Annotated in this window: 16 protein-coding genes; 10 read left to right on the top strand and 6 right to left on the bottom strand. The window is 33.5% G+C overall.

All coding sequences use genetic code 11. The features are described from left to right. Positions 1 to 233: 233 nt before the first annotated feature. The 4 genes from SD960_RS17560 (at position 234) to SD960_RS17545 (ending at position 4744) form a co-directional block, all read left to right on the top strand. Positions 234 to 2093, top strand: coding sequence for a M1 family metallopeptidase (locus SD960_RS17560; protein ID WP_318805059.1), 1860 nt, complete (start codon positions 234 to 236; stop codon positions 2091 to 2093). Between the two features lie 181 nt (positions 2094 to 2274). Next, the gene (locus tag SD960_RS17555) at positions 2275 to 2892 is read left to right on the top strand and encodes a hypothetical protein (protein WP_318805058.1); all 618 of its coding nucleotides are present in this window, start codon (positions 2275 to 2277) and stop codon (positions 2890 to 2892) included. A gap of 211 nt (positions 2893 to 3103) precedes the next feature. After that, positions 3104 to 4330, top strand: coding sequence for an alpha/beta hydrolase-fold protein (locus SD960_RS17550; protein WP_318805057.1), 1227 nt, complete (start codon positions 3104 to 3106; stop codon positions 4328 to 4330). Positions 4331 to 4351: 21 nt separating this feature from the next. Next, on the top strand, positions 4352 to 4744 hold the full coding sequence (locus SD960_RS17545) for an ACT domain-containing protein (protein ID WP_318805056.1): 393 nt from the start codon (positions 4352 to 4354) through the stop codon (positions 4742 to 4744). Between the two features lie 80 nt (positions 4745 to 4824). Here the strand turns inward: SD960_RS17545 and SD960_RS17540 are convergent, their stop codons facing one another. Then, positions 4825 to 5388 (bottom strand): outer membrane beta-barrel protein, encoded by a 564-nt coding sequence (locus SD960_RS17540; RefSeq protein ID WP_318805055.1) that lies wholly within the window; start codon positions 5386 to 5388, stop codon positions 4825 to 4827. A gap of 178 nt (positions 5389 to 5566) precedes the next feature. Between SD960_RS17540 and SD960_RS17535 the strand changes: the two genes are divergently transcribed. The 5 genes from SD960_RS17535 (at position 5567) to SD960_RS17515 (ending at position 12593) form a co-directional block, all read left to right on the top strand. Beyond that, positions 5567 to 5971 carry a GNAT family N-acetyltransferase gene (locus tag SD960_RS17535; protein ID WP_318805054.1) on the top strand — a complete coding sequence of 135 codons (405 nt, stop codon included), beginning with the start codon at positions 5567 to 5569 and terminating at the stop codon, positions 5969 to 5971. Positions 5972 to 6258: 287 nt separating this feature from the next. After that, a complete protein-coding gene (locus SD960_RS17530; RefSeq protein ID WP_318805053.1) occupies positions 6259 to 6606 on the top strand; it encodes a hypothetical protein in 348 nt (115 codons plus the stop codon). Positions 6607 to 6790: 184 nt separating this feature from the next. Further along, the gene (locus SD960_RS17525; protein WP_318805052.1) at positions 6791 to 7873 is read left to right on the top strand and encodes an efflux RND transporter periplasmic adaptor subunit; all 1083 of its coding nucleotides are present in this window, start codon (positions 6791 to 6793) and stop codon (positions 7871 to 7873) included. 126 nt (positions 7874 to 7999) lie between these two features. Beyond that, on the top strand, positions 8000 to 11167 hold the full coding sequence (locus tag SD960_RS17520; protein WP_318805051.1) for an efflux RND transporter permease subunit: 3168 nt from the start codon (positions 8000 to 8002) through the stop codon (positions 11165 to 11167). Then, the gene (locus SD960_RS17515) at positions 11160 to 12593 is read left to right on the top strand and encodes a TolC family protein (RefSeq protein WP_318805050.1); all 1434 of its coding nucleotides are present in this window, start codon (positions 11160 to 11162) and stop codon (positions 12591 to 12593) included. The genes SD960_RS17520 and SD960_RS17515 overlap by 8 nt, the downstream gene beginning before the upstream one ends. A 259-nt stretch (positions 12594 to 12852) precedes the next feature. On the opposite strand, the gene SD960_RS17510 is transcribed toward SD960_RS17515, so the two are convergent. Then, on the bottom strand, positions 12853 to 13017 hold the full coding sequence (locus SD960_RS17510; RefSeq protein ID WP_318805049.1) for a hypothetical protein: 165 nt from the start codon (positions 13015 to 13017) through the stop codon (positions 12853 to 12855). Positions 13018 to 13060: 43 nt separating this feature from the next. Continuing rightward, positions 13061 to 14422, bottom strand: coding sequence for a GH1 family beta-glucosidase (locus tag SD960_RS17505; RefSeq protein ID WP_318805048.1), 1362 nt, complete (start codon positions 14420 to 14422; stop codon positions 13061 to 13063). 448 nt (positions 14423 to 14870) lie between these two features. Between SD960_RS17505 and SD960_RS17500 the strand changes: the two genes are divergently transcribed. Further along, on the top strand, positions 14871 to 15242 hold the full coding sequence (locus SD960_RS17500) for a lipocalin family protein (RefSeq protein WP_318805047.1): 372 nt from the start codon (positions 14871 to 14873) through the stop codon (positions 15240 to 15242). A 94-nt stretch (positions 15243 to 15336) separates the two neighbouring features. On the opposite strand, the gene SD960_RS17495 is transcribed toward SD960_RS17500, so the two are convergent. From SD960_RS17495 to SD960_RS17485, 3 genes are all read right to left on the bottom strand, one after another. Continuing rightward, positions 15337 to 18924 carry a PAS domain-containing protein gene (locus tag SD960_RS17495; protein ID WP_318805046.1) on the bottom strand — a complete coding sequence of 1196 codons (3588 nt, stop codon included), beginning with the start codon at positions 18922 to 18924 and terminating at the stop codon, positions 15337 to 15339. A gap of 10 nt (positions 18925 to 18934) precedes the next feature. Then, positions 18935 to 19381: a response regulator gene (locus SD960_RS17490; RefSeq protein ID WP_318805045.1), complete on the bottom strand. Its 447-nt coding sequence runs from the start codon at positions 19379 to 19381 to the stop codon at positions 18935 to 18937. 108 nt (positions 19382 to 19489) lie between these two features. Further along, positions 19490 to 23440: a two-component regulator propeller domain-containing protein gene (locus tag SD960_RS17485; RefSeq protein ID WP_318805044.1), complete on the bottom strand. Its 3951-nt coding sequence runs from the start codon at positions 23438 to 23440 to the stop codon at positions 19490 to 19492. Positions 23441 to 23774 lie beyond the last annotated feature (334 nt).

Raw genomic sequence — 23774 nt, 5'->3', positions numbered from 1 at the left:
TTGCCACAAAGGCGCTAAGGCACAAAGTTTTTTTGTTTTAAGTTAAATTTTAATATCGCAAAGACGCAAAGTTTTTTTAATTTGTGTCTTTAAAAAAGAATCTTTGCGTCCTTGTGCCTTCGTGGCAAATTAACTCCAATCTTAAAAATTTATTTAAAGAATTGTAACATTAAATAAAAAAATGCAACTAATTCATAACAACTATTAAATAAACAAAATTCCCAAAACCACTTATGGAAAAATTTATACTAATTGTCTTTTTGTTTTTGGCACAAAATAATTTTGCGCAGGAACTTTATATGCCGCGAAATATCAAAGAAGCTTACGCAAAAGGAACCCGCTCGATGGACGGAAAACCAGGAAAAAATTACTGGCAAAACCACGGAAAATACGATATCGCATTAACGGTAAATGCAGATACAAAAATTATCAGTGGAACTGAAACTATTGTCTATACAAACAATAGCAGCGATACTTTAAGAAACTTACCCATTCGTTTTGTAAATAACCTTCACAAACCTTCTTCTCCAAGAAGTGGTGATGTTAGTAATGATTTTTTAAGCAATGGATTAACAATTACCTCTTTAAAAATTGAGGGTGAAGTTTATAAAGAAGACGCCAGAAGCTGGGGAACGGTTGGAAATGTAAAAATGAAAAAAGCAGTTCCGCCACATTCTAAAATCACCATTAATATTGACTGGAATTATCCTTTATCAAAAGAGAGTGGAAGAGAAGGACAAATTGATAATACGACATTTTTTGCCGCTTACAGTTATCCTCGTGTGACTGTTTTTGATGATTATAACAGATGGGACAGATTGCCTCATACAGATCGTCAGGAGTTTTACAATGATTTTAATGATTACACCTATTCTGTAAAAGCACCTAAAAACTATGTGGTTTACGGAACCGGAGATTTATTAAATCCGGATGAGGTTTTACAGCCTGAATTTGCAGCGCGTTTGAAAAAATCATACTTAACAGATGAAATCATGCATATCGCAAATGAGCAGGAAATGAAAAGCGGTGCGGTAACAAAACAAAACGAATGGAATATTTGGAAATTTGAAGCAAAACATATCTCAGATGTTTGTTTTGGTTTGAGCGATCATTATTTATGGGATGCGAGCAGCGTTGTAGTGGATAAAAAAACAAACCGTCGTGCAAGTGTTCAGGCAGCGTATGATGTAAAAGGAACTGATTTTGTAAATTCAATCAAAAATAATCAATACGCGTTGGACTGGTTTTCAAATAACTGGCCTGGAATTCCGTATCCGTTTTCTAAAATGACCGCTTTTCAGGGTTTTGCAGATATGGAATATCCAATGATGTGTAATGATTCGCAAATGAACGATCCGGTTTTTGCACAATTGGTTCAGGATCACGAAGTAGCACATACATATTTTCCGTTTTACATGGGAATCAATGAAACGCGTTATGCTTTTATGGATGAAGGCTGGGCAACTACTTTTGAATATTTAATAGGAATTGCAGAGCATGGTAAAGAAGCAGCCGATAAATTTTATAAGGAATTTAGAGTTGAAGGTTATATTAATGATGTTTCAACAGAAGAAGATCAGCCTATAATTTCAATGTCATCTCAACTTTCAGGTCCGGGTTATGGAAACAATTCATACGGAAAAGCTTCTCTTTCTTATATTGCATTAAAAGATTTGCTTGGAGATGATTTGTTCAAAAAATCGCTTCACGCCTACATGGATAACTGGAACGGAAAACATCCAATTCCGTGGGATTATTTTAATTCGATGAACACCGCTTCAGGGCGAAATTTGAATTGGTTTTTTAATAACTGGTTTTTTACCAATAATTATATAGATCTCTCAGTTAAAAATGTTAAAAAAAACACTGTAGCTATAGAGAACGTTGGAGGTTTTGCTATTCCATTTGATGTAAATATCATTTACACAGACGATTCAAAAGAAACTTTGCATCAAACTCCGGCAATTTGGCAAAACAATCAAAAAACAGCTTCAGTTACATTAAAAAGTAAAATACAAATTAAACAGATAACTGTTGATGGAGGTATTTTTATGGATGCTACACCCAAAAACAATGTATTTTTAGTAAGATAAATCATATAATTACGGTGAAAATCCTCTTTCTTAGTTTTAAGAAAGAGGTTTTTTTTGTTGTAACTTATTCGTTTACAGTTGTTTGATTGTTTTGGTTTTTTGGTTTGAAAAAAAATACGTAAAAGCGTAAAATAGTTACGAATTTAACAATTATGTTTGCAAAAAAATAAAGCCATTTTAAATGAGAAAAAAATACTTTACTCTTATTATTTTATTATTTGCAATTAAAAGTTTTGCTCAGGTTGATGCAAAGACTAAATTTCAAAAAAATAAATACGAATTAGCTGTTGCCTGTTACAAAAAATCAGATTTTATAAATGCATTGGATCTGTTTTCTGTGGCATCAAAAATAAAACCTGAAAATGAATTGGGTCAGGAATCAATTAAAAAAGTAGATACTTTAAAATGTCTCCTGAGAAAAAATATGATGCACAAAGCTTTGGGTACCTGGAAATTGACAGGAGATAAACCAATGTGGGCTGTAAAAACAACAAAAGATTCTCAAATTAAGTTAGTTGATGAATTTGTTGAAATATCAGAAAATAAGATTTTGTTCTACGAACAGGACAAAAAAACCTTGGTAAAAAAAATAACAAAAACAGAGAATTTGGTTTATTATAACAAAGACAAATCAGATTCATTATTTTCGGCCATTATTTTGTCTGATGGCACAATTTGGAATTGCACTGTTGATGATAAATCAAATGTACTACACGTAATAAACATTGCCAAACAAACGGAAAACGGTATTGAAAAAATTCAAAGTGAAAATTTAGAACGTTATTATTTGAAAATGTAATTACTCATAAAAGAGTTTTTCTAATTAAAATACTTATAAAGCCGCAAAGAAATAAAACTTCTTTGCGGCTTTTGTTTTTCTGAGAATTGATGATTCAAACAATCATATTTTATCGTTTTTGTTTTATATTTATTGTCTAACTATTAACCCAAAAACAAAGATGAAACAAACTAATTTCCGAGGTAATTTTTCAGGTTTTTTAAATTTCAATATGATTTTTTTATGTTGTATTTTATTGTTTGGAAATTATTCAAATGCTCAAAATAAAAACCAGATTACTATAGGAACAATTGATAGTATTTCTTCGAAAGTTTTAAATGAACAAAGAAAAATTTGGATTCATCTTCCCAGAAGTGTTCAGTATAAAGGGTTTTCTATCCAAAAATATCCGGTGGTTTATTTATTAGACGGAGATGCCCATTTTAGTTCTGTTGTTGGAATGATTGAGGAATTAAGCGAAATAAACGGAAACACTATATGTCCGGAAATGATTGTTGTAGGTATTCCAAATACAAACAGAACCAGAGATTTAACCCCAACACATTCTGATATTGATTTGCCTTTTGTAAATAAAGGTTTGAGTGAGCAATCAGGCGGAGGAGAAAAATTTACAGAATTTTTGGAGAAAGAATTAATCCCTTACATTGATTCAAAATATCCAACAGCGCCTTACAAAACACTAATCGGGCATTCTTTTGGCGGATTAACCGTTATGAATGTTCTTACCAATCATACCAATTTATTCAATTCTTATGTTGCCATCGATCCCAGTATGTGGTGGGATAAGCAAAAGTTTTTAAAAGAAACTACAAAAGCATTGGCAACTAAAAATATGTCAAATGTTTCTCTGTTTTTGGGAGTTGCCAATACGATGGAAGACAATATGGATCTTCTAAAAGTTCGAAAAGATACATCTGTAACTACAAAACATATTCGATCAGCATTAGATTTAAACGATTTTTTAAGTCAGAATAAAAAAAGCAATTTACAATATCAATACAAATATTATAAAGACGATAATCATGGTTCGATTCCTTTAATTGCAACTTATGATGCGCTTCGTTTTCTTTTTGCTTTTAATCAATTAAAGCTTTCAATTGGCGAGCAAATGAATTTCAATAAAGCTGTTTTAACTAAAATCGAAAAACATTATGAAAATATATCCAAACATCTCGGTTATAAAGTAAATATTCCGGAACAGGTTGTAAATGTCTATGGTTATCAGGCTCTTTCACAAAAAGATAATGATTTGGCAGGTTATTTATTTAAATTAAATGTTTTAAATTATCCTGAAAGCCCAAATGTATTTGATTCTCTTGGAGATTTTTATGAAGCAAACGGAGATAAAAAAAATGCTATTGCCAATTATCAAAAAGCATTGACTTTAGATAAAGATTTTCCTGAAACAAAAGGAAAACTAGACAAGCTTTTGCAATAATTATTTAGTAAAAAAGCAACCATGTCAGGAGAAAAAGATTTGCAGCAATTGCTAAAAAGTATGAAACCGGAACATAATTCGGGCGATTATGTTTTTTGTAAAGTGGAGAATTTAGAAAATATAAATCTAAATGAAGTTGAAATGTTCTTTAGAGAAAAAGAAGCGATTACAGTAATTCTGAAAAAAGAAATAGCAGAGATTCTAAAGTTAGAATATTCAGTTATAATGGCGTGGATAACATTAACCGTTCATTCTTCGCTAGAAGCTGTTGGATTGACGGCAGCATTTTCGACAGCACTTTCAAAACAAGGAATTAGCTGTAATGTTGTCGCAGCATTTTATCACGATCATATTTTTGTGAATAAAAAAGATATAGAAAAAGCAATGGGAATTCTGAATGCATTTTCGAATTAAACTAAATATTTTTTGCCATAGATTTCACAGATTACCATGCTTTTGAATCTCTGGAATCTGTGGCATTTTTATTTTTAATACTATAGAAATTTATACCCAAGAGAAATATTCACAACTCCTGTTTTTAGTTCTCTATTAGAAGCATCAAGATCTGATAGACCTGCAAGGTAACGAGCATCAAAAGTAAATTTCCATACATCGATACCTACACCGCCAAGAATACTGCTGTTGTCCTGCTCAAAAGCAATTAAGCTAAGATTGTTACTGGCTTTTATATCAGAGTAATGTTTCCAGTTATAGCCAACAAAAACGCGAAGATTTCCTAGTTTTCCAAACGGAAGTATTTTATAACCAGCAATTAAAGAAGCATCTGTTCCAGATAATTCATATTCTGTTTCGCCAATTCCGGTTTGAGAGACACTAAATTTATTTTTTGCATAACCAAATTCGGCCTGACCGTAAAAAAGCAATAAATTAACTCTCGCAAATCCCGAAAAACCTATATCTGTGCCTGAACTTTTAGAACTAAAATCATCTGTTACTGCCGAAGTAATATTGGATGAAAATTGAGGTCCAAATTGTATCAATTGTGCAAAACCATTTACACTTATACATAATAATACTGCTGCTAGGAATTTTTTCATAACTGGATTTATTGTTTTTAGATATCATAAAAATAATTATTATTCACTAGAATAGCGAGATTTATCTTATTTATTTTTCAATTATTTGTCTGTATTTAAATGGATATTTTTTTTGTGTTTTTCTTTGGGTGAGAATAAAAGTAAATTGCCTTAATTTTGAAAAACAAAAGAATTTAAAATGAAAATCGTAGCAATCCAGGCTTCTCAAACCTGGCAAATCAGACATGACGTAATGTGGCCCGATCAGCCTTTTGAATTTGTTCAATTAAAGGAAGATGATTTAGGAGCACATTTTGGCGTTTTTACAAATGGCAAATTAGTTTCAATAGTTTCCTGTTTTTTTTCTGCAGATGAAATGCAGTTTAGGAAATTAGCAACTTTAGAACAATTTCAGGGACAAGGAATTGCGTCATTATTATTGCATTATATTTTGAAATTGGCAAAAGAAAAAGAAGTAAAGAAAGTCTGGTGTAATGCCAGAACTAATAAAAAGAATTTTTACGAGAAATTTGGAATGACAGATACCTATAAAACTTTTGAAAAAAACGGGCAAGAATTTACTATAATGGAAATTTTGTTTTAGAAAGAGCATGATAATTACGAAATAAAATATAGAGAATCAGATATTTACGATTCTCGTTTTTTGATACTAGATTATTTGGCAATATTTTAGTGAAGTTACTTTTATGTTAATTTGCTCTATTATTTCCGCACAAAATCAATCGATTTATTGTTGAATTAATAGTGAAATAAAAAGAAAACGATTTCGCAAATTATAACTTGTTAAGACTTTCTTATTTTATTTTTTTTATTCCGATCTTTTATTACTTTCGCACTCAAATGAGAAAGTTAGTAGTATTTTTAACATTTATGAATTTCCTTCTGCTAGGCGGAGGGCAATGTCTTAATGCTGAAACTTATTTAAATTCTCACCACAATCTTGAGAAAAGACACCGCGTAAAATTCACCAATAACGAACAAGGCAGTTCAATAATTGAAGATGCTGATATAGATTTGGATGAAGAATATTTTGGCGACAATCTTAAAGGTGGACTTTCCAATAAATTTTTTGCAACAAATTACAGTTTACTAGATAATTGGTATTTGACATTATCTCAGCAAATTGCTGCAAAATCTTCTAACTATTTTGATATTTTTGGCTCATCTCGTGGCCTGTCAAATCCTATCTATATTACTCAGAGAGTTTTAAGAATTTGATTCTATTTTATACATCGGTTACCAAAAGCGTGATCATGCATAAATATGGATTTTATTTTTAGAATTTACTTCTTAAAATTTACCACACTTACGACATTCAATTCACGTATTGGGGCTGATGCTTTCTACATCTAAAGGGGTTTTTGTATCCCTAATCAATCGCTTAATTTCCAATTACATACCAATGAAAAGAATTATCGTGTTAACGGGCATGCTTGCCTTGTTGTGCCTTACCAGTTGTACATCAAAAAAAGAAGAAAAAGAAGAAGAGGAAAAATTTACAGTTACCAACCCTGTAAAAATTGACACTTCATTTACTAAAGAGTATGTTTCTCAGATAAAATCTGTTCGAAACATTGAAATCCGCGCCCAGGAAAAAGGGTTTTTACAAAACATTTATGTTGATGAAGGCCAGTTTGTAAAAAAAGGCCAGTTGTTGTTTAAAATTATGCCAAACATGTATCAGGCAGAATTGCTTAAAGCGCAGGCAGAGCAAAAATCAACAGAAATTGAATTACAAAATTCTAAATTACTGGCAGATAAAAATATCGTTTCTAAAAACGAATTAAGTGTAGCTCAGGCAAAATTGCAATCAGCAAAAGCAGAAGTTGCCTTAGCAAAATTACATTTATCATTTACCGAAATCAGAGCGCCGTTTGACGGAACAATCGACAGAATTCCTTTAAAATTAGGAAGTCTTATCGACGAAGGAGAATTATTGACAAGTCTTTCAGACAACAGTGAAATGTTTGCTTATTTCAATGTATCTGAGCCAGAATATCTTCAATATCAAACTGATGTAAAAGACCGTGCAGGAAATAATGTTGGTTTGCTTTTGGCAAATGGAGATGTTTTTAAATACAAAGGAAATGTTGAGGTTATTGAAAGTGAATTCGATAACGAAACAGGAAATATTGCTTTTAGAGCCAGATTCCCAAATACAGGAAAACTGTTGAGAAATGGTGAAACAGGAAAAGTTCAAATGCTTGTCCCGTTGAAAAATGCTATCGTGATTCCACAAAAAGCAACTTATGAAATTCAGGATAAGAAATACGTTTTTGTAGTTGATAAAAACAATGTGGTAACATCTAAAGAAATCACAATTACAGGTGAAATTCCGGATTTATATGTTGTAAGCAGCGGACTTGGCGAAAATGATAAAATCTTGCTTGAAGGGGTTCAAAAGGTAAAAGACAATGATAAGATTAAATTCGAATTCCTTGCTCCTAAAACGGTAATGAATAATTTACGATTAAAAGCGGAGTAGAAAAAGTGATCAGTTGCAGTTTACAGTATTCAGTGACAGTTTTTAGTTTCTTACTAAACCTGAAACTTTAAACTTGAAACACTTTTGAAAAATTCCAATTTGGTTTAATCATTAAAAAATATAAAAATGTTTAATAAATTTATTCAAAGACCTGTACTTTCGATAGTTATATCGCTTGTGATAGTCTTTTTAGGGGTGTTGTCGGTGATGAATTTACCAATTACCCAGTTCCCTTCAATTTCTCCTCCTATGGTAAATGTTACGGCAGATTATCCTGGATCAAATGGAGAGTTGATGATCAAATCGGTTGTAATTCCTTTAGAAAGAGCTCTAAATGGAGTTCCGGGAATGAAATATATGACTTCTGATGCCGGAAATGATGGTGAAGCAAGTATTCAGGTTGTATTTAATTTAGGTACAGATCCTAATCAGGCAGCCATTAACGTTCAAAACCGTGTGGCTTCGGTTACCAATAAACTACCTCCTTTAGTAGTAAGAGAAGGTGTGAAAATTACGCGTGAAGTTCCGAGTATGTTGATGTATGTGAATCTTTATAGTACGGATAAAAATACCGATATGAAGTTCTTGTACAACTATGCTGATATCAACGTACTTTCAGAATTAAAAAGGGTAAACGGTGTTGGATCTGGAGATATTTTGGGAACACGTGAATATGCAATGCGTATTTGGCTGAAACCAGACAGAATGCTGGCTTATAAAATTTCTGCCGATGAGGTAATGGAAGCATTATCAAGTCAGTCTTTGGAAGCTTCTCCGGGTAAAACGGGAGAAAGTTCAGGTAAACGTTCTCAGGCGTTTGAATACGTTTTGAAATATTCAGGACGTTTTACAACAAAAGAACAATATGAGAATATCGTTGTAAGATCAACCAGTAATGGCGAACTTTTACGTTTGAAAGATATTGCAAAAGTAGAATTTGGAAGTTCGATGTATGATATTTATTCGAATTTGAATGGTAAACCTTCTGCTGCGATTGTATTAAAACAATCTTTTGGTAGTAATGCAAATCAGGTTATTGAAGACGTAAAAGCCAAACTGGAAAAAATCAAGCAAAAATTCCCAAAAGGAATGAATTATGAAATATCATATGACGTTTCTAAGTTCCTTGATGCTTCTATCGAAAAAGTAATTCATACTTTGATTGAAGCTTTTATTTTGGTGGGATTAGTTGTATTTCTTTTCTTGGGAGACTGGCGTTCTACCGTTATTCCTGCAATTGCAGTACCCGTTTCATTAGTAGGAACTTTTGTGTTCATGACTTTCTTTGATATTTCATTGAACTTAATTACGTTATTTGCTTTAGTATTGGCCATTGGAGTCGTCGTCGATGATGCCATTGTAGTTATTGAAGCAGTTCACGCCAAGATGGAAGAAGAACATCTTTCTCCATTTAAAGCGACTAAAAAGGCAATGCACGAAATTGCAGGAGCTATTATTGCGATTACATTTCTTATGGCGGCGGTATTTATTCCGGTTGCCTTTATGTCTGGTCCGGTTGGGGTTTTCTATAGACAATTTTCTATCACGATGGCAACGGCAATTATACTTTCGGGTATTGTGGCTTTGACTTTAACGCCGGCGCTTTGTGCAATGATGTTGAAAAACAATCATGGTAAACCGAAAAAGAAAACACCTGTAAATGTATTTATTGATGGGTTTAATAACAAGTTTAATCTTGCTCAGGGCAAATACCAAAATGTATTAGGTAAAATCGTAAACAGAAGAGCCGTTACCATTATTGCGCTTTTAGGATTTTGCGCCGGAACATGGTTAATCAGCAGTACAGTTCCTTCAGGATTTATCCCGAATGAAGATCAGGGAATGTTCTATGCTATTATCCAGACACCTCCGGGATCATCATTAGAAAGAACTAATAATATTGCTGAGAAACTGCAAAAAATAGCAGAAGGGGTAGAAGGAGTAAAATCAGTTTCTTCATTGGCAGGTTACGAAATTTTAACTGAAGGTACAGGATCGAATGCAGGAACTTGTTTGATCAATTTGGAAGACTGGAACGATCGTAAACAATCTGTACAGGAAATTATGACGGAACTGGAAGAAAAATCAAAAGATATTCCGGGTGCCAATATCGAATTTTTTCAACCACCGGCAGTTCCGGGATATGGAGCAGCGGGAGGATTTGAGCTTCGTTTACTGGATAAAACAGGTTCCAGCGATTTCAAAAAACTGGAAGCAGTTAACAAAGATTTTGTAGAAGAATTAAATAAACGCCCTGAATTATCTAACGTATTTAGTTTCTTTAGTGCGAGTTTCCCTCAGTACATGATGAAAGTCGATAATGATTTGGCGCAGCAAAAAGGAGTTTCTATCGAAAACGCGATGAACACCTTGTCAACTCTTGTGGGGAGTAACTACGAAATCAGTTTCATCAAATACGGAATTAACTATAAAGTAATCGTTCAGGCCGCACCGGAATATCGTGCGCAACCAGATGATATTTTAAAATTATATGTAAAAAATGATCGTGATGAAATGGTTCCTTTTTCGGCCTTTATGAGATTAGAAAAAGTATATGGACTTTCGGAAATTACGAGACATAATATGTACACTTCTACAGAAATTAGTGGTGGTGCCGCTCCGGGCTATAGTTCTGGTACAGCCATTAAAGTAATTCAGGATGTTGCAGCCAAAAAATTACCTAGAGGATATGATATTGACTGGGCAGGTATTTCTGCTGATGAGGTGGCTCAGGGAAATCAGGCAATTTGGGTATTTCTTATTTGTTTAGGATTTGTGTACTTGGTTTTGGCGGCGCAATATGAAAGTTTTATTTTGCCATTATCTGTAATTCTTTCTTTACCTGCGGGTATTTTTGGAGCTTTCCTTTTATTAAAAGTTGCAGGATTAGAAAACAATATTTATGCGCAGGTTGCCATGGTAATGCTTATTGGATTATTGGGTAAAAATGCCGTATTGATTGTAGAGTTTGCGATACAAAGGCATGCGGCAGGAAGAACAGTTCTTGAAGCCGCAATGGAAGGTGCAAAAGCAAGGTTCCGTCCTATTTTGATGACTTCATTTGCTTTTATCGCCGGATTATTACCATTGGCATTTGCATCTGGTCCGGGTAAAATTGGAAACAGAACTATTGGTACTGCAGCTGCGGGAGGTATGCTTATCGGAACTATTTGTGGTGTATTTGTGATTCCCGGATTGTATTACATTTTCGCAAAAATTGCAGAAAAACACAAATTAGTTAAACATGAAGAAGAGAATCCATTAACAGAAGAAATTGACAACAATCATGTATAAATTTAAAACATATCAATATGGTGTTGCTGTGGGACTTTGCCTTGCTGTTGCAAGCTGCAAAGCTCCGCAGGCGACAGCCGAAACACCAAGTAAACCAGTTCCGGAAGCCTTTGCAACGAGCAAAGACACAACGAATATGGCAACTATTCCGTGGCATGATTTCTTTAAAGATCAAAATCTGGTAAATTTAATTGACTTAGCCCTGAAAAACAATCAGGAGTTAATGATGACTTTACAGGAAATTGAAATTGCCAAAAATGACGTCCGTGTTAGAAAAGGGCTTTTATTGCCAACAGTTGGCGTTAGAGCAGGGGCAGGAGTAGAAAAAGTAGGACGTTATACAAGTCAGGGTGCGGGTGATGCTTCGACAGAAATTATGCCAGGCAAGGAAATGCCGGATCCGCTAGGAGATTTCAAAATAGCCGCTTACGCGAATTGGGAAGTGGATATTTGGAAAAAACTGCGTAATTCTAAAAAAGCGGCGTTAACCCGATATTTGGCTACTGTAGAAGGGAAAAACTTTGTAGTAACAAGTTTGATTGGCGAAATCGCAAACTCCTATTATGAATTATTGGCTTTAGATAGTCAGCTTGATATTGTAAAACAGAATATCGAATTGCAATCAAACGCTTTAGAAATTGTAAAAGTTCAAAAACAAGCGGCGAGAGCAACAGAATTGGCAGTTCAGAAGTTTCAGGCAGAGGTTTTAACTTCAAAAAGTCTGGAGTTTGACATTCGTCAGAAAATCAAAGAAGCAGAGAACAAAATTAATTTCTTAGTGGGTCAATATCCACAGGAAATTAAAAGAGACAGAACCAATTTCCTGACTTTGTTGCCTTCAACGGTACAATCAGGAATTCCATCTCAATTGTTAGCCAATCGTCCTGATATTAAACAAGCCGAATTGGAACTTACAGCTGCAAAACTAGATGTAAAAGTTGCCCGTGCTGAGTTTTATCCATCTTTGGATATTTCTGCTGCGGTTGGCTTTAACGCTTTTAACCCATCGTATTTGTTTACGCTTCCAGAATCGTTATTGTATTCTTTAGCGGGAGATATCGCTGCGCCATTAATCAACAGAAATGCGATTAAAGCAGAATTTAACAGTGCCAATGCAAGACAGCTTCAGGCTTTGTACAACTACGATAAAACGATTTTAAATGCTTATATCGAAGTTTCGAACCAGCTTTCTAAAATTGATAATTTAGGAAAAAGCTACGATCTGAAATCACAACAGGTTGATGCTTTAAATACATCGATTGATGTTTCTAACGATTTGTTTAAATCAGCGAGAGTAGATTATTTTGAAGTATTGATGACACAAAGAGATGCTTTGGAAGCAAAATTAGAATTAATAGATACTAAAAAAGACCAATTAACCGCTGCAGTCAATGTTTACAGAGAACTAGGCGGCGGCTGGAAATAATATTGCCTTGTTAATTTGTAGACAAAAGCCTTTCGGGAGTAAAATCCTGAAAGGCTTTTTTATTGGTTATTAATTTAAATGTACCGTCTGTCATTTCGAGGAACGAGAAATCTCCGCAAGAAGCTCGACAAAGATTATATTCTCATTGCGGAGTTACTTGCGGAGATTTCTCCCTTCGGTCGAAATGACATAAATGCGAATAATAACTTTGAGTCTATGTGTTAAAATAATACACTCAAGAGGAAGAGGTCAAATTCTACTAAGATTCCTTCTCATTATTAATCTCAGCTTCTTCCTCTTTAGGAACATAATTTAATTCTTCTTCAATCTTTTTACGGTCTTTTTTATTTTGCCTGATCAGAATATAAATCAGGAAGACAACGCCAATAATTATTGCACCTATAATAAACCAGTTGATTTCCATAAAATTGCTGTTTAAGTTGCTGTGAATTTCCTGATTTGTTTTCTTAGTTGTGTTTTGATAAAAATTCACCAAACCATAATCCTGATTGTTTGATGGTTCTTTTTTGAGTTTCAAAATCAACGTGAATTAATCCGAATCTTGCATTATAACCTTCGGCCCATTCAAAATTATCGGTAAGACTCCAGACAAAATAGCCATCGACATTTAAGCCTTCGTGTTTGGCTTTTAAAATCTGCTCTAAATTATCCTGTATAAAATGAGTGCGTTTAATATCGTATACTTTTCCATTTGTAACAGTATCCGGAAAAGCAGCACCATTTTCGGTTATAATAATTTTTTTGATGTTTTTATAGCCGTTAAATCTTTTTAAAACATGGTATAGGGCAGGAGGATAAACTTCCCATCCCATTTCGGTGGTAATTACATTTCTTTTTTCGGCACTAACCAATTCGGCACCAATATACGGAATCAGCATTGATGATCTTACTACTTCGCGCGTATAACATTGCAATCCAATGAAATCGAAATCAAAAGAAAGATTGTCAAGATCGCCTTTTATAATATAACTGTTGAGTTTTTTAAGCACCGGTAAATCTTCCTGCGGATATCCAAGTCCTAAAATAGGTTCTATAAAAGTTCTGTTCAGCAGCGTATCGACTCTTTTTGCGGCCTGAACATCTGCAGGTTTGTCCGAGAAAGGTTCAATATGGGTACAGGAGAAAGTGGTTCCAATATTTGCATCAGCAACTTTATCTCGCAATATTTTTGCGCCCGCAACCGTGGCCAATGTTACATGATGCATGGCTTTGATGTAATTGGTAATTCCTTTTTTTCCCGGAGCATGAATTCCTAAAAAATATCCTGCGCCAGTAAAAACAGAAGGTTCGTTGATCACCATCCAGTTCTTAACCCTGTCGCCAAAATATTGTGCACAAACCTCAGTATATTCTGAAAACCAGGAAACACATTCCCGATTGGTCCATCCACCTTTTAATTCCAATGCATGTGGTAAATCCCAATGATAAAGTGTAATCCAGGGTTCAATTTGGCATTCAATTAAAAAATCAATGATTTTATTATAATAATCAATTCCCGCCTGATTTACAGGATGAACTCCCGTAGGCATAATGCGCGACCAGCTAATGGAAAATCTAAAATTTGGGATATTTAGCTGTCGTACTAACTTAATGTCATCTTTATAAGTATTATAAAAATCGCATGCATTAATAGCGTGATGACCATTTTTTATTTTGCCTTTTTGAGAAGTAAAAACATCCCAGATCGAAGCACCTTTACCTTCGGCATCATGCGCTCCTTCAATTTGGAAAGCGGCTGTAGAGACTCCCCACAGGAAATCCTTCCCAAATTGTTCTTTATTTAGTAGAGAGTGGTCAATTTTATTCATTTAAATACTGCTTTCCTTTATTTTTTTAATATTAATGAAGGAAAGTAGTTTGCATTGCTCTTAAAAAAAGCCATTCTTTAAATGAAGTCAGGAATGATAGATTGAAGATTTTCATGATATATAGTTTTAATCAAATTAATAAAACATATATAAATTGAGCGTAACGTAAAGGTTATGAAATGGTTAACTATATTTTTTATCTCAAAAAGCTAATATTAGATAAAAATTAACAAAAGTGATATTTATGGGTCAATAACCGATAATTATGCAATGATTTTAGTTAAAAATATCTAAAAATATAAATTATGTAAAAAATGCCAAAAATTATAGAACATACGTCAGCTTCTTTCCTACTAATTTTGACTTAGTAATTAAAAAATAATTAAAACGAGATCACATCATGAAAAATTTAAAACAAATATTATTCGTAGTAGCATTAAGCTTAGGTATGTTCGCAACATCTTGTAGTAGCGACGATAATGAAGGAGAAACAATTGTTCCTATTCAAGGTAAATACAATCTTAGTAAACAAGGTGTTATAGTAGACGGTCAGGAACAATTGGTTGATGCTCCGGCAAATCAAGCAGGTTGTCCAGGTGACTATCTAGATTTAAGATTAAGTAACACGGCAGTTATAGGTGATTATCAAGGATCTAATTGCGCTTTAACAGAAACAACAGGTACTTACGTAAGATCTCATAATGACTTGACTCTTACTATCGGAAATGTAAGTTCAACATCTGATATCATGAATTTAACGAACAAAGAGTTAAAATTGAAAGATAAAACTACAGGTGTAATTACAGTATACACAAGATAATTTATTTTTTTGAAGCAATCCTGACTTCACAGAAGTGAGGATTAAAACGGAAACAGCTCCATAAAAGTTGTTTCCGTTTTTTTTTTATTTCTGATTATAAAGGAATATAGATGTCAAAAGTGGCACCCTTATCCTTTTCACCTTTGGCGGTAATATAGCCATTATGGTTTTCTACAATTTTTTTTACAATAGCAAGGCCAATCCCGGTTCCGTTATATTTTTCTTTTCCGTGTAAACGCTGAAAAACTTCAAAGATTTTAGTGTTATATTGTTGGTCAAAACCAATTCCATTGTCAGAAATACTGATATGGCAATAACTTCCTTCGTTTGTAAAATTGTCTTCAGAGCTTTTTACCTGATGAATTTTACTTTTAATTTTTATAACCGGCTGAATATCCGGTTTAGAAAATTTAAGTGAATTGCTTACCAAATTATATATTAATTGTCTGAATTGAAATGGAATAATATTAATTTCACAGGATTCTGTATTTTCAACAACTGCATTTTTTAGTTCCAATTCTTCTTTTAAATCTTCTTTTACTTCATTTATAATTTCAGAAATATCTGTTTTTTCAAATATTCTTTCCTGAGTATTTGTCCTTGAATAAGAAAGTAAATCATTAATAAGCGTTTGCATTCTGTTGGCTGCGTTTTGCATTCGCTGAAACTTATCTTTTCCAACATCAGATAAATTTTCAGATTCCCGTTCCATAATTTGCGAAGCAAATGTCTGAATTTTTCGAAGCGGTTCCTGCAAATCATGACTTGAGATATACGTAAAAGACTGGAGTTCTTTATTCATTTTCTCCAGTTCCATATTATTGCGCTCCAATTCTTCGGTTCTTGCTGCAACCTGTTTTTCTAATTCGTTTGTAAAAGCCTTTTCAGTCTGAATATCTGTAAAAGCGCCCACCCATTTTATGATTTTATTTTCTTCGTTAAAAACCGGTTCCCCAATAACGGCATGCCATCTGTAATTTCCATCTTTGCCTTTTACCCTTACGTCGCATCTGTAAACTTCTCCTGTTGCCAGACTATGAGCCCAAATATTGACATTTTCTTCATAATCATCCGGATGAATCATAGCTTTCCATTCTGCTTCTCCATTAGGATGAATGCCGGTATATTCAAACCATTTTCCGGATGCAAACAAAGAGTTTCCGTTTTCATCTGTTTCCCAGATTAATTGCGGAATACTTTCTGTTAAAGAACGGAATCTTTTTTCGCTTTCTTCTATTTTTTTTCTTGCCAGAACTTTTTCGGTAACATCAATTATGGTCACTTTTATTCCAGAAATGCTATTGTCTTTCTCACGCATTGGCGCGTATTCAAAATCAATATACATCTCATGACCGCCGTTTTTGCCATTAATAAAAATTAACGACTCAGATTCAGAATGGACGTTGCCGGTTGTATAAACTTCGTTTAGCAAATGGGCATATTTTTGTTCCTTGAGTTCCGGAAATATATCTAAGATTTTTTTGTCCTGAACATCACTTTCATTTTTTCGCCAAATATTTTTTAATAAAACATCATTAGCTATTTCAATGATCATATCGCGTCCTTTCAGTATTGCCTTAGGTACGGGAGAATACATCACCAGATTACGGAATCTTTTTTCGCTATCCTCCAGTTCCTGCTGATTTTTTTTCTCCAGAGTAGTGTCTCTTATAGTCCCTATTAATTTTTCGGGATTGTTGTTTTCATCATAAAAAACTTTCCCCTTGCTTTCCATCCAATGTATCGATTTGTCAAGCCAAATCATTCTCGCTTCATACTGTAAATATCCTTTTCTAAAAGCGCTTTTAAGTGCCTTGTTTCGTACAGGCATATCATCGGGATGAATATGTTTTATTAATTGTTCGTGTGTTAATTGAATATGAGTGTCATACCCGCCAACTATTTCAAGATATTTTTGCGAATAAATGGCTTCTTTTGTTTTTACATTCAATTCCCAGGTTCCTAGTTCGCTGGCTTCTACAACAATATTAAGGCGTTCTTCGTTTTGTTCTGTTATTTTTCTTGATTGAACTTTTTCGGTAACTTCGGTAACCGTTACTATAATTCCGGATATTTCGCCATTTTCTTCTTTTAAAGGATGATAAAGAAAATCAAAATAAAGATTTTGCAGTTTTCCGAATTTATTGATTGGTACGGGAAGTTCATTTCCGTGATACGGAATTCCGGTTTCCAATACACCAATTAATAAATCACTTACCGTTTTTTCTGTTTCAGGCAACGAATCAAATAAAGGTCTGCCAACAAAGGTTTTTTCTTCTTTGCCTACTAATTTTAAATAGGCTTCATTTGCCATTTCTACCATAAGGTTTTTACCACGCAAAATGGTAATTCCAACCGGAGCCTGTTTTACAGTATTACGAAAACGCTTATCACTTTCTTCTATTTTTTTCTTTGCCAGATTTAAATCAGTCAAATCAACTCCCGTATTCATTACACCATAAATATTACCATTTATATCGTAAAGCGGCGTTAAGCTATAATTAAAATAATAAGTATGAAGTTTTCCATTTACCGTTAAATCCAACGGTGTATTTTGAGTATGAAACGATTTTCCTGTTTCAAGAACCTCATTAATCTGCTCAAATACAAGCTGATTATCAAGTTCCGGCAATACCTCTTTAAAAGATTTTCCGATGACATCGTTTCCTTTTCCCCAAATATTGATAATAGACTCATTTGCAAGTTCAATCCGCATTTCTTTCCCCACATAAACTGCAATAGGAAAAGGTGCATTATCTACCAATGCTCGTACTTTATGCTCGCTCTCTTCAACTTTTGCTCTCGATAAAACCTGAGATGTTACTTCAATTGCCACGGCTACAACGCCAGAAATACTTCCGTCAGGTTCAGTAAGTGCTTCGTAGGCAAAATTGATATAGGTGTCTTCTATTTTTCCATTTCTGGGAAGTTTAACGAGTTGTTCGTTAGCAGTAATTTTTTCGCCCTTTTTGTATACATTATCCAGTAAACTTTCAAGATAATTGTTTTTAGTTTCCGGTAATGCTTCAAAAATGGGTTTGTTAATGACTTCTTCATTTGTAGTTCCCCATAAATGAACCATTCGCTCATTTGCAATTTCAACAACATGATTTTTACCTCTAAAAACACACATTGCTACAGGAGCCTGCATGATATTATTTCGAAATCGGATATTGCTTTGTTTTAAGGCTTCAGAATTTTTTTTCTTTTCGGTAGTTTCAATTACGGTGACCAAAACGCCGCCAACTTCTCCGTTTTCTTTTTTGATCGGGCTATATGAAAAATCAAAGTAACATTCTTCTGTAAATCCATTTCGGTTTAAAGGCACCATAAAATCAGGAATACTAACAGCTTTTCCTTTCATTACATCCGCAAACATAGGGCTTATGGTATCCCAAATTTCAGCAAAGGTTTCTTTAGAACTAATTCCTAAAGCTTCCGGATGTTTAGTTAAACCCAAAATAGGCCTAAAGCTGTCATTATACAATTGTGTATATTCATTTCCCCATGCAATGTACATTCCAAAAGGGTTATTAAGAACTACAGACAGCATAGTGCAAAGACTTTGGGGCCAAAAAGCCGGATCGCCCAAAGGTGTTTTACTCCAATCTTTAGATCGCATGAGTTTCCCCATTTCTTCGCCACCTTCTAAAAAATAAAGCTCTTTATTTGTAATACCCATTCAAATAAATTTAAGGTTGAAGGATGAAATTTTCTCTTGCAGGCTGTTTAAAATTGCTTTCAGATGCAATATTTAAGGCGCTTCCAATTACTTTTTTTAATTTAGAAAATTCACCGGGTTTTTGAATATAATAAACAGCTCCTTTTCCGTAAACTAAATCTACGATATTTCGGTCTAGGGAAGTCGAAAAAATAATGACCGGAAGATTTTTATACTCTTCCAGCTGTTTTATTTCCGTTAAACATTCCAGACCATTTTTGCGGGGCATATTTAGGTCAAGAAACAAAATATCGGGTAAATTTTCCGCACCGCTTTCAGATAAAAAATCCATAAGTTGTACTCCGTCATTTACCGTTACAAGCGATGTAGGAAGAAGTAATTCGTCGAGAGCTTCTTTAAAAAAGTCACAATCATCTTCGTCGTCGTCTGCAAGTAAAAGATTGTATTGATGTTTCATTGTATTAAGGTAGAAATGTTTTAGCTAATATAAAACTATTTTTTTTAGATTTTTTATCAATTTAGGGATTCTCCTTCAAAAAAAGCAATAAATTACAGACTCTTTTGTTTACTTATTCATCGCAATATAGTCAGATGGCGACATGGCAAAGTGCTTTTGGAAATTTCGTCCAAAACTGGTTTGCGATTTGTAACCTACCATTTCGGCGATTTCGTACATTTTGTAATTTTCATTTAAAAGTAGTTCAGCGGCTCTTTTTAAACGCACTAGATTAATCAGTTCGTTCGGGCTCAAATTTGAAATATCCTTGATTTTTCGATACAAGGTTGATCGGCTCATGTTCATGATTTCTGCCAGAGATTCTACGCTTAAATCCTGATCTGTAATATTTTTCAAAATCTCTTCGTCGAGTTTTTTCAGAAACTTTTCATCCGTTTTATTATGCGCAATACTCTTAATATGCGAAAGCGGTGAACTCGCATAATAATTCATAATCTGTTTTCTGTTTTCGATTAAATTATTCGCCTGAACTTTTAAATAATCCATCGAAAAAGGCTTTGCGATATACGCGTCAGCGCCCACTTCAAGACCATCAATTTGAGATTTAAGCGAGTTTTTTGCCGTTAATAAAATCACCGGAATGTGACTTGTTTCCAAATTTGTTTTAATTTTTTTACATAGCGTAATTCCGTCCATAACCGGCATAGAAACGTCGCTTATAACAAGCTGAATGTTTTCGTTATGAATGATTTTTAAGGCATTTTCGCCATTGTCAGCTTTTAAAACAATATATGATGAACCCAATTCTGTTGTAATAAACTGGAGAAGATCCTCATTGTCTTCAACTACCAAAATTTGCGATTTCTCTTGTTTTATTTCTCTTTCAACCGGTTCTGTTTCTTTTTGGTTTACATCTTTTTCAGCATCTGTATAAAGCATAAATTCTTCTTCCTGATGCAAAGGCACCACAACTTCGAAGATGTTTAGTTTTGAATCGGCAATCAATTGTAAACTTCCGTTGTGCAATTGTGTAAGCGAATGTGCAAGCGAAAGCCCAATTCCTGTTCCGGAAGCCGAATCCATATTATCAACCCTGAAAAAAGGTTCAAAAATTTTATCTTTTAATTGAAAGGGAATCAAATCGCCATCATTTTTAACGATCAAAGTCAGTTTTTTTTCATCCCTGAAAAGTGTAATCGAAACTTTATCTTTAGAATATTTAATGGCATTATTAATCAAATTACTCAGGATTTTTTTAAACGCTTCCTTATCCACAAAAGCAAAAATGTCTTTTTCGCCCAGTTCCAGTTCAAATTCAATTCCTCTTTCTTCAATCAATTGACTAAAACGCAAATGTAAATTTCGAACCAAAGAAGAAATATTGGCTTCAACAAAAGTCAGTTTTAAACCGCCAATTTCAGATTTTCTAAAATCAAGTAATTCATTCACCAATTTCAGTAATCTCGACGTGTTTTTCTTCATTATAGAAAGATTCTGCGGCACTTCTGCAGATGGATGTTCCATTACTAAAAGTTTTTCCAAAGGACCTTTGATAAGTGTCAAAGGCGTTCTGATTTCGTGTGCAACATTGGTAAAAAAGTCAATTTTAGCCTGATAAATTTCTTTCTCTTTTTCGTCGTTCAGATGTTTTATTTTACGGTTATTTTTAATTTGAGTCAGGTTTTGCGAATAACGAATGATGTAATAAAACGAACCGCAAATCAATAGAAAATAAAAGAAATAAGCATAAGAACTTGCCCAAAAAGGCGGCAGAATTACAATTTTCAATGCCACTTCTTTACTCCAGACACCAAAACTATTCAGTGATTTTACTTTAAAAACATAATCGCCCGGAGCAAGTTCTGTAAAGAAAACTTTGTTGTTGCGTCCCAGATAAACCCAGTCATTATTTACGTTTTCAAGTTTATACCAATATTCTGTAAGTTCCGGAGCTGTAAAATTTAAAGATGCAAATTCAAGATTAAACGACGATTGATTGTTATCCAATTCTAATTCATCAAGATGCGAAATAGATTGTTTTATTGGCGAATCATTTTCATTAACGTCAATATCTTTGTTATTGATTTGCAGATTGGTGATAAAAATTGAAGGCGTGTATTTATTCTTGGTAAAATTCTTCGGATTGAAACTAATCATGCCGTTGAGGTTTCCAAAATACATATCGCCATTATTGTCCCTAAAAGCCGAACTATAATTAAACTGATCACTCAATAAGCCATTTGCAGTTGTATAAATTTTAATCGTTTTATGATCCGGATTAAATTTTACCAAACCTTTAGAAGTCGTTAACCATAAATTTTTGGTTTCATCTTCTAAAATTGAGTAAACGACATTACTCGGAAAACCGTTTTTTGTGGTGAATTTTTTAAAAGTTCTGGTTTTCTTATCCAATAAATTCAAACCATTTTCAGTTGCAAACCATAAATTTTTTCGACTGTCTTCAAAAATAGAATTGATCGAATTATTGCTAATACCGTTCGGATTTTTATAATCGTATATAAAAACTTCTCTTTTTTTCGTTTTCGGATTATAAAAAAATAAACCGTCACGATAACTTCCAGCCCACGAATTTCCCTCACTGTCTTCCTTAAAATTGGTATAATGCGCCGTTTCAGGAAACATTTTTAAAATCTCAAAATTATCTTTTTGTTCGTTATACTTATAAATCCCGGAAGTTGTAATTACCAATAATTCCTTCTGTTTGGTTTCATAAAAAGAAAAAATAAAATTACTTCGCAAACCCGTCGAAGCGTCATTGGCAGAATAATGTCTAATAACCGCACCCGATTTTCGGTTTAAAACATCCAAACCATGTTCAAAAGTTCCTGCCCAAATTTTGTCCTTTCGCGGAAGCAAGGCATGAATATTATAGTACGAAACACTGTTTTTGCTTCCGTTAGGCAAATACGAAGTAAATATTCCTGTTTTTGGGTTAAATCTATTCAAACCGGCATCTTCAGTTCCAATCCAGAAATCGCCTGCATCATCTTTGTGGATTTCTCTAACCGCGCTTCCGCTAATGGAATTCTGATTTTTCTGCGGAAAATATTTCTTGAATTGCGTGTATTGTTTTTGATGGTAATTGATGCCGCCAAAATAAGTTCCAATCCAGATTCCGTTTTCTTTATCAATTGTAATCGAATACGCCGCATTATCTGAAATCGCATACGGATCGTTGTAATTTTTTTTGAGATTAACGCTGTTTTTGGTTTTCAGATTATAAACATAAACGCCGGATTCACTTGCGATCCACAATTCTTGGTTTCCTCTTCTTTTAAACTGACGTACAAAAACAGGTTCTTTTGTTGAGAATTTTAAATCGGTCGTTGTTTTATCTTTTCGATTATAAAGCAAAATACCGTGATCTTGTGTTCCTATTGCAATATTATTTTCGTCTAAAGCATAAATAACCGTAATCCTGAAATTGATTTTGTTTACGGGCGGATTTAGAGGAATATTTTCAAACGAAAGACTTTCTTCAGAATAATGATAGATTTTGTTTAAAGACGAAGCCCAGATTTTTCCTTTAGCATCTCGAGTTATAGAAGTCGCAACAAAATATTTATTGGGGCTAAAAGTTTTGGTTTCCTTTTTTGATGGCGCGTATTTGTATAAAATGTTACCCGAAATAAACCAGATATTTCCTTTTTGATCATGATTAATATCGTTAATTCGGTCATTTATCGCTTCGTTTAAAACCGTAAACTGATCTGTTTTTTTGTCATATTGATACAAACCTTTATCACTTCCTACCCAAATTGTGCCTTTATAGGCGTGCAGCGATTGAATATAATTGCTTCCCAGACTTTGAATTGGATCATTTTGACTTCGGTAAGTTTTAAAACGATAACCGTCAAATCGGTTCAGGCCATCTTTGGTGCCAAACCACATAAAACCATCTTCATCCTGAATTGAAGTAATAACGGTGTTGTTTGAAAGTCCTTCTTCGACCTGAAAATGTTTAAAATAATATTCCTGAGCGTGAATAAAATTTATAGAAAAAAGTAAAAAAAATATAAAAAGAAAGAATTTACGCATTGTTATAATTTTTTATGTAAAAATGAGTTTCTGCAAATCGTCTCAATCTTATTCCAAATGTTGCAATAATTTTATTTTAAGTCAAAATTGATACAATTTGAATCATTTGAGAGAGATTTTGACACAAATGAATCATTTTATTTTGAATAAAAATCATCTACTTTGGGTTTTTAAATAAACCATATTGATAATTTTTAAGCTAAAAAAATACAGTATCAATAAAATTAAGTTTCAAAAAACAGATCATCAGTAATTATGAACCAAAATGAACATACAATTAGTCAGAGCAATATTAATTATTTTGTTCGAAAACCAGACGATTAAGTTTTTAATA

It is taken from the genome of Flavobacterium sp. MMLR14_040 (assembly GCF_033657265.1).
Taxonomy (GTDB): domain Bacteria; phylum Bacteroidota; class Bacteroidia; order Flavobacteriales; family Flavobacteriaceae; genus Flavobacterium.
This window is presented reverse-complemented; position numbering and strand designations above follow the sequence as displayed.